At 67.8% G+C, this 16,546-nt stretch carries 11 protein-coding genes; 7 read left to right on the plus strand and 4 right to left on the minus strand.

Going from position 1 to position 16,546, the window contains the following annotated elements:
- Nucleotides 1-513 precede the first annotated feature (513 nt).
- From SALPAC4_RS0117730 to asnB, 5 genes are all read left to right on the plus strand, one after another.
- Nucleotides 514-1,764, plus strand: a complete 1,251-nt coding sequence (locus SALPAC4_RS0117730) for an MFS transporter (RefSeq protein ID WP_019871457.1) — start codon at nt 514-516, stop codon at nt 1,762-1,764.
- A gap of 178 nt (nt 1,765-1,942) precedes the next feature.
- Nucleotides 1,943-3,376: an autotransporter outer membrane beta-barrel domain-containing protein gene (locus SALPAC4_RS0117735; protein WP_080640919.1), complete on the plus strand. Its 1,434-nt coding sequence runs from the start codon at nt 1,943-1,945 to the stop codon at nt 3,374-3,376.
- Nucleotides 3,377-3,476: 100 nt separating this feature from the next.
- Nucleotides 3,477-4,421, plus strand: coding sequence for an alpha/beta hydrolase family protein (locus tag SALPAC4_RS0117740; RefSeq protein WP_019871459.1), 945 nt, complete (start codon nt 3,477-3,479; stop codon nt 4,419-4,421).
- Between the two features lie 352 nt (nt 4,422-4,773).
- Nucleotides 4,774-5,871 carry a hypothetical protein gene (locus SALPAC4_RS0117745; protein WP_019871460.1) on the plus strand — a complete coding sequence of 366 codons (1,098 nt, stop codon included), beginning with the start codon at nt 4,774-4,776 and terminating at the stop codon, nt 5,869-5,871.
- Nucleotides 5,872-5,930: 59 nt separating this feature from the next.
- On the plus strand, nt 5,931-8,705 hold the full coding sequence (asnB, locus tag SALPAC4_RS0117750) for an asparagine synthase (glutamine-hydrolyzing) (protein WP_027644262.1): 2,775 nt from the start codon (nt 5,931-5,933) through the stop codon (nt 8,703-8,705).
- A gap of 70 nt (nt 8,706-8,775) precedes the next feature.
- Here the strand turns inward: asnB and SALPAC4_RS0117755 are convergent, their stop codons facing one another.
- From SALPAC4_RS0117755 to SALPAC4_RS0117770, 4 genes are read right to left on the minus strand one after another with little or no spacing between them, the layout of a single operon-like run.
- Nucleotides 8,776-9,759 (minus strand): glycine betaine ABC transporter substrate-binding protein, encoded by a 984-nt coding sequence (locus tag SALPAC4_RS0117755; RefSeq protein ID WP_027644263.1) that lies wholly within the window; start codon nt 9,757-9,759, stop codon nt 8,776-8,778.
- Between the two features lie 60 nt (nt 9,760-9,819).
- Complete coding sequence (locus SALPAC4_RS0117760) at nt 9,820-10,605, minus strand: ABC transporter permease (RefSeq protein WP_018732952.1); 786 nt, start codon at nt 10,603-10,605, stop codon at nt 9,820-9,822.
- Nucleotides 10,602-11,804: an ABC transporter ATP-binding protein gene (locus tag SALPAC4_RS0117765; protein ID WP_027644264.1), complete on the minus strand. Its 1,203-nt coding sequence runs from the start codon at nt 11,802-11,804 to the stop codon at nt 10,602-10,604. Before SALPAC4_RS0117765 ends, SALPAC4_RS0117760 begins: the two co-directional genes overlap by 4 nt.
- A complete protein-coding gene (locus SALPAC4_RS0117770) occupies nt 11,801-12,529 on the minus strand; it encodes an ABC transporter permease (protein ID WP_019871464.1) in 729 nt (242 codons plus the stop codon). Before SALPAC4_RS0117770 ends, SALPAC4_RS0117765 begins: the two co-directional genes overlap by 4 nt.
- A gap of 735 nt (nt 12,530-13,264) precedes the next feature.
- Here SALPAC4_RS0117770 and betA point away from each other — a divergent pair.
- The gene (betA, locus tag SALPAC4_RS0117775) at nt 13,265-14,941 is read left to right on the plus strand and encodes a choline dehydrogenase (RefSeq protein WP_019871465.1); all 1,677 of its coding nucleotides are present in this window, start codon (nt 13,265-13,267) and stop codon (nt 14,939-14,941) included.
- 64 nt (nt 14,942-15,005) lie between these two features.
- A complete protein-coding gene (locus SALPAC4_RS0117780) occupies nt 15,006-16,481 on the plus strand; it encodes an aldehyde dehydrogenase family protein (RefSeq protein WP_019871466.1) in 1,476 nt (491 codons plus the stop codon).
- Nucleotides 16,482-16,546 lie beyond the last annotated feature (65 nt).

The raw sequence follows: 16,546 nt of genomic DNA on the forward strand, positions 1-16,546 counted from the left end.
ATTAATCGATTCTAGCGGCCGGGTGGCTCATGGGCATGATCAAACCTTTATCGCAGATTGCTCTGTGGGTGAGTGGCCGGCGTTGATACGAGATGTGAACTCACATTCTTGATTGCGTGCGCTGCCCCCGGTGGTCGATGATCATCTGGGTGTGTGGCCGTCGCAATGCTCGTCGCCCTATTGATGTTCGATGGCGTTCAGCGCGCGGTTGTCCGGGGGCTGGCGGCCTGTCAGCGGCCAGTGTCGTGGCGGTCCCGCGCCGCTCCTGCCTGGTCGTTCCGCTTCTGGGCTGGGGGATGGGGGGGTAGGAGTGCGACGAACTACGGCACCCTGCTCGTGACCCCCGGCCCGGGGTGAGGGTCGGTTGGGGCAGCCCCGGCATTTACCTCAGTCGAAGCTACAGCTCTGCTGACCGCTAACTTTCTTGCGACCGGTGGGTGGCGGGGGGATGCTTCCCGGGTGGTTTATCGAAAAGGAGTGTCTACTATTATTCGGGCTTCGCCTTACTGGCCGGTGTTGCAGCACCGCATTTTGCGGCGACTGTTCCCGGGGTTCGTGTTGTCGGCACTGGGCGATGGCATGAGCCTGGTCGCGGTCAGCTGGCTTGCCCTTCAGCTGGCCCCGTCGGAAAGCAAGGCCACCTGGGCCGCGGTGGCGATCGCCGCGTACACCCTGCCGGGGGCGCTCGGGTCGGTGCTGTTCGGTCGGTGGCTCAGTGGCCGCGGCGGTGCCCAGCTGGCCGGGTGGGACGCGGTTCTGCGGACCGTGATGCTGGCGCTGATTCCGGTTGCGCACCTTGCCGGCGTGCTGGATATCTGGTGGTACACGGTGTTGCTCGGACTCTCCGCGCTGCTGCGGTCATGGGGGTCGGCTGGTCGCTTCACGCTCGTCGCCGAACTACTTCCGCCGAAGCACCGCTTGGCGGGTAACGCGCTCATCGGTCTCCTGGTCGAGGCGTCGGTCCTGGTCGGCCCGGCCCTCGCGGCGGTGATCATCGGGTTCGGCGGCCCGGTCGTCGTGATCGCCATTGACGCCGCGACGTTCGGCGTTCTGGCGATCACCTACCTGCTCGCCGTGCCCAAGGCGGCGCACGCTCCGCTCGGAGCGCGGAGGTCGTCCGGTCTCGCCGGTTTCGCTGCGATCTCACGCGACCGCGGCATACTTGGTCTCTCTATCCTGACCTTCGGCTTCTTCTTCCTCTACGGGCCGATACTGGTGGCGCTGCCGGTCCACGTTGGGGCGGCGTCCGGCGACTCAGCTGGAAGTCTCGCCGCGTTTTGGGTGGTCTTCGGTGCTGGCGCGATCGTCGGCGGTTTCGCCGCTGGCTACCTGCGGCGCTGGCGACTGTGGCCGGTCACCATCGCCATCGTGCTGGCCTGGGGCGTCGCCCTACTGCCGCTGGGTGCCGGGGCGCCGATGGGAGTGGCGCTCATCATGTTCGCGGTGGGTGGGCTCGTCTGGGCGCCCTTTCCCGCTACCACGATGGCCCTGTTGCAGGCCCGAACCGAGGGGGGTACGAGAGCTCAGGTGATCGCCGCGTACAGCGCGATCGCGACTCTCTCCGTGCCGCTCGGCACCCTTGCCGGCGGGCCGATGATCACCAACTTCGGTGCCCAGCCCACCATTCTCGGCTGCGCCGGACTGACGCTGGCCCTCGGCCTGGCGGCGGCAGCTGTCGCGATCGGCCGGGCTCGCCGGTGGTCGGACGGCCAGGTCGCAGCCGAGTCCCGGCCCAGCATGGAGTCGGCAGCCAGGGGAGCGTAAGAGGTATTCATGTTCGTCTGGTTTGGTGGATTTAATCGAATTCAGGGTTTCGTGCCGCTCCCCTTTGTTTAGCGTGCGGTGGCTGGGATCACCCGTCCGGTAGCTGAGGAGTGACCTCGACTGGCACTCGGGCCGGGTGGTTCCTTGCCGTGCACGGGGGAAGGACATCGAGACCGCGATGAACCATCAGCGCCACGCTCAGGGGGAGCCGCCCGACCGGCCGGGCGAAAAACCGGCGCGGCCATGGCGGCGGCGGTGGTGGTTTGTCGGGTTGGCGGGGGTGACCGGTGTGGCGCTCACCGCCGTCGGGGTTGCCGTGACCCCGGTCGGCGAGACGATCAGACGCGCCCTGCCGGCCGTTGGCGCGTCCGGATCCCCGGTTGACGTGCCACCCGCCGACGACTCGCGGGACGAGAGCAGCGGCGAGGCCGACCAGGGCGGCGGGGTCGTGGGCGACGCGGGTACGGGCGACGGGCAGCAGGGGGAGCGGCGGGAAGGCAAGCCGGTCCCCTGTAACCCGGATCGGCTGATCGCCGAGATCGCTCTGGCCAACGCCGGCGGTGGTGCCGTGCTCGACCTCGCTGCGGACTGCACCTACCTGCTGACCGCTGATGTCGGGGAGGGGGCCGGACTGCCCCCGATCACCACCCCGATCACCCTCACCGGCGGCAGGAACACCACCATCGAGCGGGCCGCCGCCGTCAACCAGTTCCGGATCCTCGCCGTGAACGCCGGTGGTGAGCTCACCCTCAATCAGCTGACGATTACCGGCGGCCACGCCGCCGAGGGGGGCGGCGGGATCCTCGTCAACACCGGTGGCGTGTTGACCGTCAACCACAGCGTCGTTCATCGCAACATCGCCGGCGTCCTCGGCGGCGGTATCGCCAACAACGGCACCGCCCGGGTCAGCCACTCCAGCATCGAACGGAATATCGGGAACCAGCGCGGCGGAGGGGTCTTCAGCGCTGGTCCGCTGGAAATCGCCCAGTCCCACGTTCGCGGAAACCTCGCCGACCTCGGGGGCGGTGTCTTCGCCTCGGACAGCGGCGTGACCGTCCAGGGCGGCAGCATCGCCGACAACTGGGCGCAGTCCGGTGGTGGGTTGTTCGTCTCTGGCGGCATCGGCACGGTTACCGGCACTCGAATCACCGGAAACTCGAGCCATTCCGACGGCGGTGGCGTCCGGGTTGGTCTCGGCGGCCAGCTGACCCTGCGGTGGGTCCGCCTGACCGGTAACACCGCACTCTCCGGTCTGGCTGGTGGTCTCTTCGTCGAGGGGGACATCGGCGGAGGGAGCTACGTCGTCATCGAGGACAGTGTCATCCGGAACAACACCGCGATGGCTGCCGCGGGCGGTGGAATCTTCAACGCGGGGCAGACGGTGGTGCGACGTACCCGGATCCTCGGCAACCGGGCCGACCGGGGTGGCGGCATCCACAACTCCGGGACGGTCAGCCTCAGCGCTACGAAGGTGGTCGACAACGTCGCCGTCACCGATGGTGGGGGAATCGTCAATGACGGCGGCACCGTGGAGTTGAACACCGCCACCGGCACCATCGTGATCAAGAACCGGCCGAACAACTGCGTCGATGTTGCGGGCTGCGCCGGATAGCCGCCCGCCATTTCGTAATCGAGGGTGAATGCTCGTTGGTAGCCCGCCTTCCGGCCCTCGTTGTCAGTCGGGTGCACGTCTTGAGAAGAGGTGGCTCGACATGAATCGCGCGTCCGGAGCCGGCCTGGCCGTTCCGGTCCAGTCCGTTGCTCCCGTCGTCATCCCGGCACCCGCCCGGACGGTCGACCTTGAGCTACGGGTGTCGGCGCCAGTGACTGGCTCGCGCCGACCAGTCGTGCTGTTCTCGCACAACCACGGGCCGTCCAACCTCTCCTCGTGGCGCGGGTACGACCCGCTCGTGGAGATCCTGGCAGCCTGCGGTTTCGTCATCGTCCAGCCAACACACCTGGACTCGTTGGCCCTCGGCCTACGCGACGCGGAGGCTGCCGAGGCCCCGCTCTACTGGCGCTCGAGAGCGACCGACCTGTCGTTTATCATCGATAATCTCGACGCGGTCGAGGCCGCGGTGCCCACGCTCGAGGGACGGGTCGACCGGGAACGGATCGCGGTCGTCGGGCACTCGGCGGGCGGCCACACCGCCTCCCTCCTCCTCGGCCGCCGCGTCAAGGACCCGGAGGACGGCTCGATCGTTGATCTATCCGACCCCCGGGTTCGGGCCGGAGCGATCCTCTCGGGCCTTGGCCGGGGCGGCGCTGCCCTGAGCGAGTACGCGAGGGAGAAATACCCGGTGCTGCAGACGTCTGACTTCAGCACGATGACCACTCCGGCGCTTGTGGTCGCGGGTGATCAGGACTGCGGGCCGCTCAATGTTGTTGGCGCCTCCTGGCACCGGGACTCGTACACCTTGTCTCCCGCGCCGAAGTCCCTGCTGACCGTCTTCGGGGGTGAGCACAGCCTCGGCGGAATCGTCGGCTTCGGTGCCGCCGAGACCACGGATGAGGACCCCGACCGGGTCTCGGCGGTGGGCGCCATGGTCGGCGCCTACCTGCGCACCGTGCTCGGGGTTGACAGCGAGGCTTGGGCCCGGGCGAGGAGGGAACTGGACGCCTCGCCCACGCCGCGGGGCAACGTGACCGACAAGTAGCGATTCGGCGATGTTCTCAGTAGTTTCGGGAGCTTTTTTTCGGGTTCATGTTCGTCTGGGGTCATTGTCGGCTTAGCGTCTGACTGTCGGCTACCGCGGGTCAGGTAGCCGAGGGACGCCACGCCGGGTTTGGCCCCTGGTCGGTGGAGTTCCTCGTCGTTCGGGGGAAGGCACCGGCACCGTGATGCAGTACCAAGACCACGACCAGGGGGGTAGACCGGAGCGTCCGGCCCGTACCCGACCATGGTTGGTGGCCGGGGTGGCCGGCCTCCTTCTCGCCCTTCTGGCCCCTGCGGCCGCCGCGCGCCCCGGAACGGGAACCGATGACCAGACGAGGCCGAAGGGCACGCCGGTGCCCTGTGCCGCGGACGCGCTGATCGCGGCGATCACTATCGGCAATGCCCAGGGCGGTGCGGTGCTCGACCTCGCCAAGGACTGCACCTATCTGCTGACCGCTGAGGTCGAGGAGGGGGCCGGCCTGCCCGCGATCACCTCACCGATCACCCTCAACGGCGGCAAGAACACCGTCATCGAACGCGCCGCCGCTGTCGAACAGTTCCGGATCCTCACCGTCGAGGCCGACGGCGACCTCACCCTCAACCACCTGAAGATCGCCGGTGGCCAAACCGCCGAGGACGGTGGGGGGATCCTCGTCGGCGCCGGTGGCGCCCTCACCCTGAACCACAGCCGGATCGTGGGCAACATCAGTGCCCAGGAGGGCGGCGGTATTCGGAACTCGGGCACCGCCACCATCACCCACTCTCACCTCGAACGGAACACCGCCGGTGCGGGTGGGGGCGGGGTCGCCAGTACTGGCGTTCTTGACCTGCGCTCCGCCACCGTGGGCGAGAACGTCGCTACGAACGGCGGGGGCATCTCCAGCGCCGGGTCCGTTGTCGTCGCCGGCAGTGCGATCACCGGAAACCGGGCAACCTCGGTCGTCGGTGGCGGGCTGCTCGCCACCGGAGGAAGCGCCCTGCTCACCGACTCGCAGGTGGTTCGCAACTCCTCCAACACCGAGGGCGGCGGGGTGGTCGCCATCGCTGTGCAGCTGCACCTGCGGCGGGTCGTTGTCGCCGACAACGCGGCCCGTAGCGGGGGCGGCGGACTGATCATCGGCGGTACTTCCGCCGCGACCGTGCAGCAGGGTCTCATCAAGGGCAACACCGCCAACACCGATGGCGGGGGCGTCTTCAACGCCGGGGCGTTGGCGCTGTTCGACACCGAGGTCCGGGGCAATCAAGCCACTCGGGGCGGAGGTGTCTACAACAATGCCGACGGCACGCTCACCCTCCACACCTCCACGATCGGGAAGAACACCGCGATCAACGACGGCGGTGGAGTCTTCAACGTGGCCGGTGGCACGGTCGAGCTAAACCCGGCCACCGGCACCGTGGTGATCAGGAATCGGCCCAACAACTGCGTCAACGTCCCCGGCTGCCCGGGCTGAAGCCCGGCGAAAGTCCCAGCAAACCATGCGCCAGTTGCGAACCTAGAGGTGATCGTCCAATGTGCGGGATAGCAGGCTATATCGGCATCAGCGCATTCTGGGGTGAGCCGGTGCTTCGCCGGATGGCCGACGCCCAGGTCCACCGGGGCCCTGACGGAGACGGCTACCTGACCGACGGGCTGATCGGGTTGGCGCACCGGCGGCTGGCGGTCATCGACCGAGCCGGTGGGAAGCAACCGTTGCGCTCGGCGGATGGCCGGTGGGTGCTGAGCTACAACGGCGAGGTCTACAACTATCGACAACTGCGTGCGGAGCTAAGCGACCTTGGCCATCGATTCTCCACGGAATGTGACACCGAGGTGGTGCTCGCCGCGTGGATCCAGTGGGGTCGGGCCGCCTTCGACCGTTTCAATGGAATGTTCGCCCTGGCCATCGCCGATCTGGAGCGTGGCGAGGTGGTGCTGGCCCGAGACCAGTTCGGCATCAAACCGCTGTACCTCGCCGACGACGGAGACGGACGGGTCTTCTTCGCCAGTGAGATCCGTCCCCTCTTCGCCGCCGGTGCGGTCACGCCCAAGCCCGACGACCACACCATCTACCGATACCTGCGGTTTCGGATCCACGACGACACCCCACGGACGTTCTTCCACGGGGTCACCCGGTTGATGCCGGGAGAGACCGCCCTGCTCACCTCGGACGGCGCGATCCAACGCTCCACCTACACCCGCCTCTACGAGGACATGGAGGCGCTCGCGGCGGCGCCGAACCGCTATGACCAGGCAGCGCAGGAACGGTTCCGGTCGGCACTCGACCAAGCGATCCAGGCGCGACTGGTCAGCGACGTTCCGGTCGGCACGGCCCTCTCCGGCGGGCTGGACTCCTCAACCGTGGTGGTCAGCGTCCATTGCATGCTGGCAGCCGCCGACGAAGCCATCCGACCGGTTGGTGCGACGCAACAGACCTTCTCCGCGGTCTTCCCAGGGGAACGAAACGATGAGGAACGCTACGTTGACGCGGTCGCGGCCGCCTGCGGCGAGGCGCTTCAGGTGCACAAGGTGCGCCCGACCCCGGACCGCTTTCTGGTTGATCTGCGGGATTTCGTCCGGACGCAGGAAGAGCCGGTCATCTCCACCGCACCGTACGCGCAGTACTGCGTGATGCGTGCGGCCAGCCAACACGTGACGGTGATGCTCGACGGTCAGGGCGCCGACGAGCTGCTCGCCGGCTACCTGCCCTACTATCTGGTGCACCTGCGCGGCCTGCGCGGGGGCCGGGTGGCCGGGGAGCTGCTCCGCTCCGTCGATGTGCTCTGGCGCCTGGGCCGCACCCGGCTGACCGATGCGATTGGTCGCCGGCGGCGGACCCCGATCGCCAACCTGCTGGGTCGGGATTTCGCCGAAACCTATCGGTACGAGCGCTTCCCGATGGTGCGCGACGACCTCAAGGCCCGGCTGGCCGTCGACCTCTTTCGGCACAGTCTCCCGGCACTGCTCCGTTACGAGGATCGGAACAGTATGCGATTCTCGGTCGAGGGGCGGGTGCCGTTTCTCGACACCACCCTGCTGCGCACCGTGTGGGCGCTTGACCCGTCCGCGATTATCCACCAGGGATGGAACAAGCGGGCACTGCGGGACGCGACCGTTGACCTGTTGCCCCGGCTGGTTAATCGACGTCGCAACAAGATTGGTTTCACCACGCCCGAGGACAGCTGGTTCCAGCGCATCAAGAACGAGCTGTACATGACTTTTGCCTCGCAGTCGTTCGGTGCGCGACCCTACTTCAACCAGCGGGCCGTGCTACAGGCCTTCGAGGATCACGTCGCCGGCCGGGGCGGCGCGGAAACCATGACCTTCTGGCGGATGCTCAATGTCGAACTGTGGTTGCGCGAATTCATCGACCCACCGCCGGCCAGCGAGGCGGACACCTCGGGGCCGGGTGAGCCGGCCCGGGTAGCCACCCAGCGGGTCACCGGCTCGGAGCCCGACCGGGGCGCAGCTCCGCCAGCACTTCCGAAGCCGGATTTCGTACCCAACCAGGGGAAGGAGTTGCTGACGCCCGGTGGCGCCTGGGCCCGGTTTCCGCTGCGGACCGATCTCATCGCCCACGGTGACGACGTCCCCGCGCTCGCCGTCAACCGGGTCGGTGAGTTCTACAAACGGGGGGCGGAGCTGCCGTTCTCCGTCCAGCAACTGGCAACCGCCGGATCCTGGTACCTGTTTGTCAGCGAAAAGGTGGTCGCGGTCGCGCAGGGACGAATCTTCAACGTGACCGATGTCAGGAGTGGGGCCTGGGCACGCTTGCTGTCGCGCGGTGTCCTACGCACCCCGTACGGCGTCGGGCTGGGGCATCCGGCCACGATGCAGCTGGCCATCCAGGAGGTAGGGCTGCCCCGCATCCTGGCCGCCGCGGCAGTCGGGGCAGCTGGGAAGGCGGTCGGGCGGCGGGGGCTGTTCTACCGGGTCGCCGGCCCGGCGGTACGCGCCATTGACGGGCCCACCGAGTACTCGGCCTACCCGGCGAACATATCGGCGAAGCTGGCGCCGCACAATCCGCGTCAGGTCGCCCAAGACATCTCGTCGGCCATTCGGGCGGCCCTGCCCGCCGAGTTCGCGGAGCGGTTCGGCGGCACAGTGATCATCGATGCCAACGACTTCGGTCAGGACATTCTGGGCCAGGACGCCGACTTACCGGACACGGTGTTGGTGGAGGCGTTCGTCGACAACCCCCTCGGCCAGGCCCGCGAGCAGACGCCGTTCGCGGTTGTGGTGGCCCAGCCCCGGCGCGGGGTAGCGGTCCAGAGTGGCGGGCAGCGGGTGGGGCACACCGGGGGCTGAACCGGCACCGCCGATGCCACCCCGTGGTAGCGGGGGGCATCGGCGGTGGTGGTGCGCCAGTTGAGGTGCCTCAGCCGATGAAGCCCTCGGCCTTCATCCACTCGGAGACGACCTGGGCCACCGGCTCGCCCTGGACGTCGATCTTCTCGTTGAGCCCGCGGAGGGTGTCGTCGTCGAGCTTGGCGATCACCGGCTCGAGGATCGTCAGAATGGCGCCGTACGACTCGGCGGTCTCGCCGTTGAGGGTGGGAGCCGGGTTGTAGATCGGGAAGAAGCTCTGGTCATCCTCCAGCACCCGCAGGTTCAGGTGGCTGATCCGGCCGTCGGTGGTGAAGACCTCGCCGAAGTTGCAGGCCTCGCCCTTCTCCGTCTCGGTGTAGACGACGCCGGTGTCGACGACCTTGACGTTGTCCGCCGGGATGTCCATCCCGTACGCCGCGGTCATTCCGGGCCAGCCGTCGTTACGGCCGGCGAACTCGGTCTCCAGGCAGAACGTCGCCTCCTGCGGGTTGCTCTTGGCGAACTCGGCGAGTTCAGAGACGGTCGAGAGGTTCCACTCCTCGGCCTTGTCCTCCCGCAGCGCGATGGCGTAGGTGTTGTTCGCGGGAGCGTACGCCCCCCAGACCACGTTGTTCTTCTCCTTGTCCTCCTCGACCACGGCCGCGTACTGCTCGGCGGAGTCCTGGATCGGGTCGGTGTGGTCGAGGTAGGTGATCCACGCCGTACCGGTGTAGTCCCAGTAGACGTCGACCTCGCCGCTGAGCAGCGCCTTACGGACGTTGACCGAACCCTTGATGTTGGTCTTGTCCTCGACCTCCGCCCCAGCGGCGGTCAGCGCCTGCATCGTGATGTGCCCGAAGACGATGTTCTCGGTGAAGTCCTTGGAGCCGACCGCGATGTTCTGTCCCTTGAGGGTGGCGTCCTCCTTGATCGATCCCTCGCCGACCGCGACGTCGGTGCCGGAGTCCTCAGTCGTCACCGAGCAGCCGGTGAGCGCGAGGGCGACCACCGCGGAGCCGGTCACCAGGCGGGTGAGTGCAGTTCGATTTCGCATCGTTACCTTCCTTGGGCTAGTGCGAGTGTCGGGTGGTGGGTAGGTGCGGGATGCCGCCGCTCAGTCGAGCCCACGGGGGCGGAGCAGGTCGGAGATCACTCCGCCCAGCCAGTCCAGCGTCAACGCCAGGGCTGCGGTCAGCACGGCGCCGGTGACGAGGATCGTTTCGCGCTGGAGCTTGATCCCGGTCACGATCAGCGCACCCATACCCCCCGCGTCGATGAAGGTGGCGAGGGTGGCCACGCCGACGGCGAGGACGAGTGCGGTCCGTACCCCGGCGAGGATCACCGGAACAGCCAACGGAAGCTCGATCCGGAGCAGGACGGCCAGCGGTGACATACCGATGCCCCGACCAGCCTCGATCAGATGGCGGTCTACCTGGTTGATCCCGACAATGGTGTTCTGCAGTACCGGGAGGACAGAGTAGGCGACCAGGCAGATCAAGGCGGTCGAGAAGTCGATGCCGAGGAAGATGCTCAGCAGGACGAGCAGCCCGATCGCGGGCGTCGCCTGGCCGATGTTGGCCAGGCCGGTGGCGAACGGAGTCAGCCACCGCAGGGACGGACGGGTGAGCAGGATGCCGCCCCCACCGGCGATCGCCACGACGAGGACGGTGGTCAGCGCGGCGAGCGTCACATGTTCCCCGGCCGTCCGCAGCAGGTAGTCGGCGTTGAGGAAACGCTGCTCGATGTCGTCCAGATTCGTGGCGCTGACCCAGAGGTAGGTGCCGAGCAGTACCACAGTGAGGATTACCGGCATTGTGGCGTGTCGCCGCAGCAGTCCGCGCCAGCGGGACGGCGGGGTAAGCACCGTCGCTGCGGCCTGGGTCTCGACGGCGCTGCTCATCGCTGCTCCGGGGTGAGCTCGGCGGCGGGGGCCACGCCCGAACGCTGGTCGGGAACGCCGGAACCCGGTGCGCCTCGCTCGGGCGTGTGGTGGATCACCTGCATCAGGCCGTCGAGCGTCACCGTGCCGGCGTAGCGGCCGTGCTCGTCAACCACGACGGCGGCGCCGTCGCGGGAGGCGAGCATCGCGTCCAGGGCGTCGCGGAGCGTCGCCTGCGGCTCGACCGTCGTCACCGTCTGGCCGGCGGCCCCGTCCAGGGCGCCCGCGTCAGCGGTCAGATCATCGGCGTTGACCCAGCGCAGCGGCCGATTGTCGGCGTCCACGGTCAGCGCCGAGGAGCCTTCGGTCTGCTCCAGCTGACGCTTCGCGCCGTTCGCGGCCTTGTCCGGCTGGATCAGCGGGATGTCCTCCCACGCGATCGCGTCAACCCGGCGCAGGTCGAGCTGCTTGAGTCGGGCACCGCGGCCGATGAACTGGGCAACGGTGCTGTCAGCAGGACTCGCCAGCAGGTTTTCCGGGGTGTCGAACTGCCGGATCTTGGACCTCTCGCCGAGGACGGCGATCCGCGTACCCATCTTGATCGCCTCGTCGAAGTCGTGCGTGACGAAAACGATGGTCTTGCGCAACTGCTCCTGCAGGCGGAGGAACTCGTTCTGCAACCGGTCCCGGGTCATCGGGTCGGTGGCGCCGAAGGGCTCGTCCATCAGCATTACCGGCGGATCCGCGGCGAGCGCCCGGGCCACGCCGACGCGCTGCTGCTGTCCGCCGGAGAGCTGACGGGGCAGCCGGTTGCGGTAGATGGCCGGCTCGAGGCCGACGAGGTGGAGGAGTTCGTCGGCCCGGGCCTCGATCCGCTTGCGGTCCCAGCCGAGCATCTTCGGCACCAGGCCGACATTGGTGGCGACGCTCATATGGGGGAAGAGCCCCACCTGCTGAATGACGTAGCCGATCTGCCGGCGCAGGTCGTTGCCGTCCAGCGCGGTCACATCGGTGCCATCGATGAGAATCCGGCCGCTGCTAGGCTCGATCAATCGATTGATCATCTTCATGGTGGTGGTCTTGCCGCAGCCGGAGGGGCCGACCAAGACGATGATCTCGCCCTGCTGGATCGTCATCGACATGTTCTCGACGACCGGGGCTTTCTGCCCTCGGTAGAACTTGTTGACCTGCTGCAGGTCGATCATTACGTCGTGGCTCATTCTCGGCCTCCGAGGGAGGGGGAAGGGACTGCTGTGCTGGGCGTGAGCGTCGGGCGGCGCGCCGGCCGGGGGCGGAACAGCTTCGGCCGTTGCCCGGCCTGGGTGAGCTTGCCCAACAGGGCGAGGGCGAAGTCGACGGTGAGCGCCAGCACAATGACGCCGAGGGTTCCGACCAGCGCCTGGTTCAGGGAGTTCACGCCGCCGAGGTTGGCCAGGCCGGAGAAGATCTGGTTGCCCAGCCCCGGGCCTCCGACATAGGCCCCGATCGCGGCGATCCCCATCGTCATCTGGGTGGACACCCGAATTCCGGTCAGGATTACCGGCCAGGAAAGGGGGATCTCCACAGTGGCGAGAGATCGGAGTCGGCTCATGCCGATTCCCCGCGCGGCCTCGGTCAGGGCCGGGTCGATCTCGCTCAGGCCCACAATGGTGTTTCGGAGGATTGGCAGCAGGGCATACATGGTGAGGGCCACCAATGTGGGCGTGTAGCCCAGCCCGAGTGGTGCGATCAGCAGGCCGAGTAGCGCGAAGGACGGGATGGTGAGCATGGCTGCGGCCATACCCGTCGCGACGGCCCGAGCACGTGGGTTGCGGTAGGTCCAGAGGGCGATCAAGACGCCGATGACCGTCGCCAGGGCGACGGACATCAGCACAATTGTCGCGTGTTCGAGGGTCTGTGCGAGTAACAGCTCACGCCGGCTCTGTAGATATTCGAGGAACGTCATGTGTCACCTGTCACCTCCTGCTGTGGCAATCGTGGGCCCTGAGTTCAAGGAGCGGCTGGGTGGGCCGTAGCGAATGCGGGTCAGCCATCAGCGAGTGGTGATCAGCCGATGGTGGCAAAGGGGGGTCCGACCAGGGGCTGAACCGCGACTCAGGGAGCACGGGCCCGCGTCGTTCGAAGCCGCCGTCCTCCCTTGCCTCGTCAAATTGGGTCACAATCTTAACTCAACGTCACACCAGGGACGGGGTGCCCTCGCGGGCATCGAGTGCGGGATGTGGGGTAGAGCGGGCGAAAGGTGCTGATGGCGCCCGTCGATCTGTGTTGTCCGTTGCCGTCGCGCCATGCGCGGGGCCCCGGTGCGCAGGTGTCTCGATGGCGAGGTGGCCGCCCCTGCGCGGCGGCTGGGGTGGTCGCACCGCGCCGTCCGGATTCGGTTCACATGGGTGCAAGAACGTTATCGTGTGTTCCTCGTCCTGTGATCTCTTCCGTATGTGCAGGTCAGGAGCGTGCGGGTTGGCGGGGTGCAGGAGAACGCGAGGTAAGGTTGCATCCCTGCACGCATCCGGTTCGACCCCCGAACCGGTCGGGAGCGCGCGGCCGGTCGGGAGCCGGTGCGGACGCACCGGACGGACGCGACTGTGGAGTGACGTGCGCCATGCCATCAAGTCGCCGAGTCGTCCTGTCGTCATGCCCGGGTTCGACGAGTTCCGCGACCAGTTAAGTGAGGTGAGTGGAAGTGACAACCCAGCGTTACGATTTCGTCATCGTTGGTGGCGGTTCTGCCGGCAGCGCGCTCGCCGACCGGATCTCCGCCGACCCGGGCAACCGGGTTCTGGTCCTGGAGGCGGGTCGTCCCGACTACCCGTGGGACGTCTTCATCCACATGCCGGCGGCGCTGCCGTTTCCGATCGGGAGCCGGTTCTACGACTGGCAGTACAACTCGGAGCCGGAGCCGCACATGCATGGGCGGCGTATCTACCACGCCCGGGGCAAGGTGCTGGGTGGGTCGAGCAGCATCAACGGAATGATCTTCCAGCGGGGTAACCCGTTGGACTATGAGCGGTGGGGTGCCGACCCGGGCATGGAGACCTGGGACTTCGCCCACTGTCTGCCGTACTTCAACAAGATGGAGTCCGCCCTGGGGGCGGATTCGGACGACCCGTTCCGTGGCCACGACGGCCCGCTGGTGTTGGAGCGTGGCTCGGCAGACAACCCGGTGATCCAGGCCATGCTCGCGGCGGCGGAGCAGGCCGGCTACCCCCGCACCAACGACGTCAACGGTCCGCAGCAGGAGGGTTTCGCCCCGTTTGACCGGAACGTTCGTCGGGGTCGGCGGTTCTCCGCGTCCCAGGCCTACCTGCGCCCGGCGATGAAGCGACCCAACCTCGAGGTCCGTACTCGGGCGTTCGTCACCCGCGTTATCTTCCAGGGCACCCGCGCCGTGGGCGTCGAATACACCCGTGGCCGAGGGACGACCCCCCACCGGGTGTACGCCAACGAGGTGATCCTCAGTGGTGGCGCGATCAACACGCCGCAGTTGCTGCAGCTGTCCGGCGTGGGCAACGCCGACGAACTGGCCGGCCTCGGCATCGACACCGTCGCGAACCTGCCCGGAGTGGGCGAGAACCTGCAGGACCACCTGGAGGTCTACATCCAGCACGCCTGCACCCAGCCAGTGACGATCCAGCCCTACCTGAACTGGCGGTACGCGCCGTGGATCGGTGCGAAGTGGCTGTTCGGACGGACGGGTCTGGGCGCCACCAACCACTTCGAGGCGGGCGGCTTCGTCCGGAGTAACGACACCGTCGACTACCCGAACCTCATGTTCCACTTCCTGCCGATCGCGGTCCGCTACGACGGCTCCTCCCCCTCCGGTGGCCACGGCTACCAGGTGCACATCGGGCCGATGTACTCCGACGCCCGCGGTACGGTCAAGATTGTCAACCGTGATCCTCGGGTGCACCCGGCCCTGCGGTTCAACTACCTCTCCACCGAGCAGGACCGACGGGAGTGGGTGGAGGCGGTCCGGGTGACCCGCGACATTCTCGGCCAGTCGGCGTTGGCGCCGTTCAGCGGTGGTGAGATCTCCCCCGGGCCCGAGGTCCAGACCGACGAGGAGATCCTCGACTGGGTCGCCCGCGAGGGTGAGACCGCGCTACACCCGTCCTGCACGGCCAAGATGGGGACCGACGACATGTCTGTGGTGAACCCCACCGACATGCGGGTGCACGGGTTGACCGGGTTGCGGGTGGTGGACGCCTCGGTGATGCCCTACGTCACCAACGGGAACATCTACGCCCCGGTGATGATGGTTGCCGAGAAGGCGGCGGACCTCATCCTGGGCAACACGCCGTTGCCGCCGTCGCCGCTCGACTACTACCGGCACGACCGCGGTTCGTCGGCGGTGGCGTGATGCCGCGTCGCGAGGGCAGAGCTGTGCCAGGGAAACATTCGACGAGTGCACCGGGGAGTTGCGCGTGAAGGACCTCTACATCGATGGGGAGTGGCGGGAGTCGGTAGCCGGCGGGCACCGGGAGATCCGCTGCCCGGCCGACGGCACCTCGGTGGCCACCGTCACCGAGGGGACCCGGGACGACACGATCGCGGCGATTCGCGCGGCCCGGAAGGCGTTCGACGAGGGGCCGTGGCCGTGGCCGAAGACCCCGGCCGGCGAACGCGGCGCGTTGCTGCACCGCGTCGCCGACCTCCTCCAGCGGGACAAGCAGAAGTTCGCCCGCGCGGAGTCGCTCGACACCGGTAAGCGGCTGGTGGAGAGCGAGTACGACATTGACGACGTGACCGCCTGCTTCCGGTACTACGCGGGAATCGCCGACACCGACAGTGGACGCGTCGTGGACACCGGGCGCAGTGACGCGATCAGCCGGGTCGAGTACGAGCCGATCGGTGTCTGCGGGCTGATCACGCCCTGGAACTACCCGTTGCTGCAGACCTCGTGGAAGGTCGCCCCGGCGCTCGCCGCCGGTAACACCTTCGTCCTCAAGCCCAGCGAGCTGACCCCCGCGACCGCGATCCTGCTGATGCGGGTGCTGGACGAGGCCGGGCTGCCGCCGGGCGTGGCCAACCTGGTCCTCGGCGCCGGTGCCGAGGTCGGCGCGCCGCTGGCCGAGCACCCGGACGTGGACCTGGTCTCGTTCACCGGGGGTCTGCAGACCGGGCGTGGCCTGATGGCGGCGGCCGCGGCGACGGTGAAGCGGGTGACGCTGGAGCTCGGCGGCAAGAACCCGAACGTCGTCTTCGCCGACGCCGACTTCGACGCCGCCGTGGACTTCGCGCTGACCGCGGTGTTCCTGCACTCGGGCCAGGTCTGCTCGGCCGGTACCCGGCTCGTGGTCGAGGAGTCCATCCACGACGCCTTCGTGGACGCGGTCGTGGATCGCGCCCGTCGGATTCGTCTCGGTGGGCCCTTCGACACCGAGGCGGAGACCGGCCCACTGATCTCCGCCGCCCACCTGTCCAAGGTGGAGTCGTACGTCGCGGCCGGAATCGCCGAGGGTGCGGTGCTGCGCTGCGGTGGCCGTCGCCCGGACGACGACCGCCTCGCCAACGGCTTCTACTACCTACCGACGGTGCTTGACCGCTGTCGCGGGGGCATGTCCGTGGTCCAGGAGGAGTCCTTCGGCCCGGTCCTCACCGTCGAGACCTTCACCGACGAGGACGAGGCGGTCCGCATCGCCAACGACACCCACTACGGCCTCGCCGGCGCGGTCTGGACCAGCGACGCCAGCCGCGCGCAGCGCGTCGCGCAGCGGCTGCGGCACGGCACCGTCTGGATCAACGACTACCACCCGTACGTACCGAAGGCGGAGTGGGGCGGCTTCCGGCAGTCCGGCAACGGCCGCGAGCTGGGCCCGACCGGGCTCAACGAGTACCGGGAAATGAAGCACATCTGGCAGAACACCGATCCCCGTCCGCAGCACTGGTTCCGCGGCTAGCGCCCCCACGCATCCCGTAACCGTCGCCCGAGGAAAGAGACGAGTCAGCCATGTCTGTCCCAACC

The sequence above is a fragment of the Salinispora oceanensis genome (assembly GCF_000383575.1).
In the GTDB taxonomy this organism is placed as follows: domain Bacteria; phylum Actinomycetota; class Actinomycetes; order Mycobacteriales; family Micromonosporaceae; genus Micromonospora; species Micromonospora oceanensis.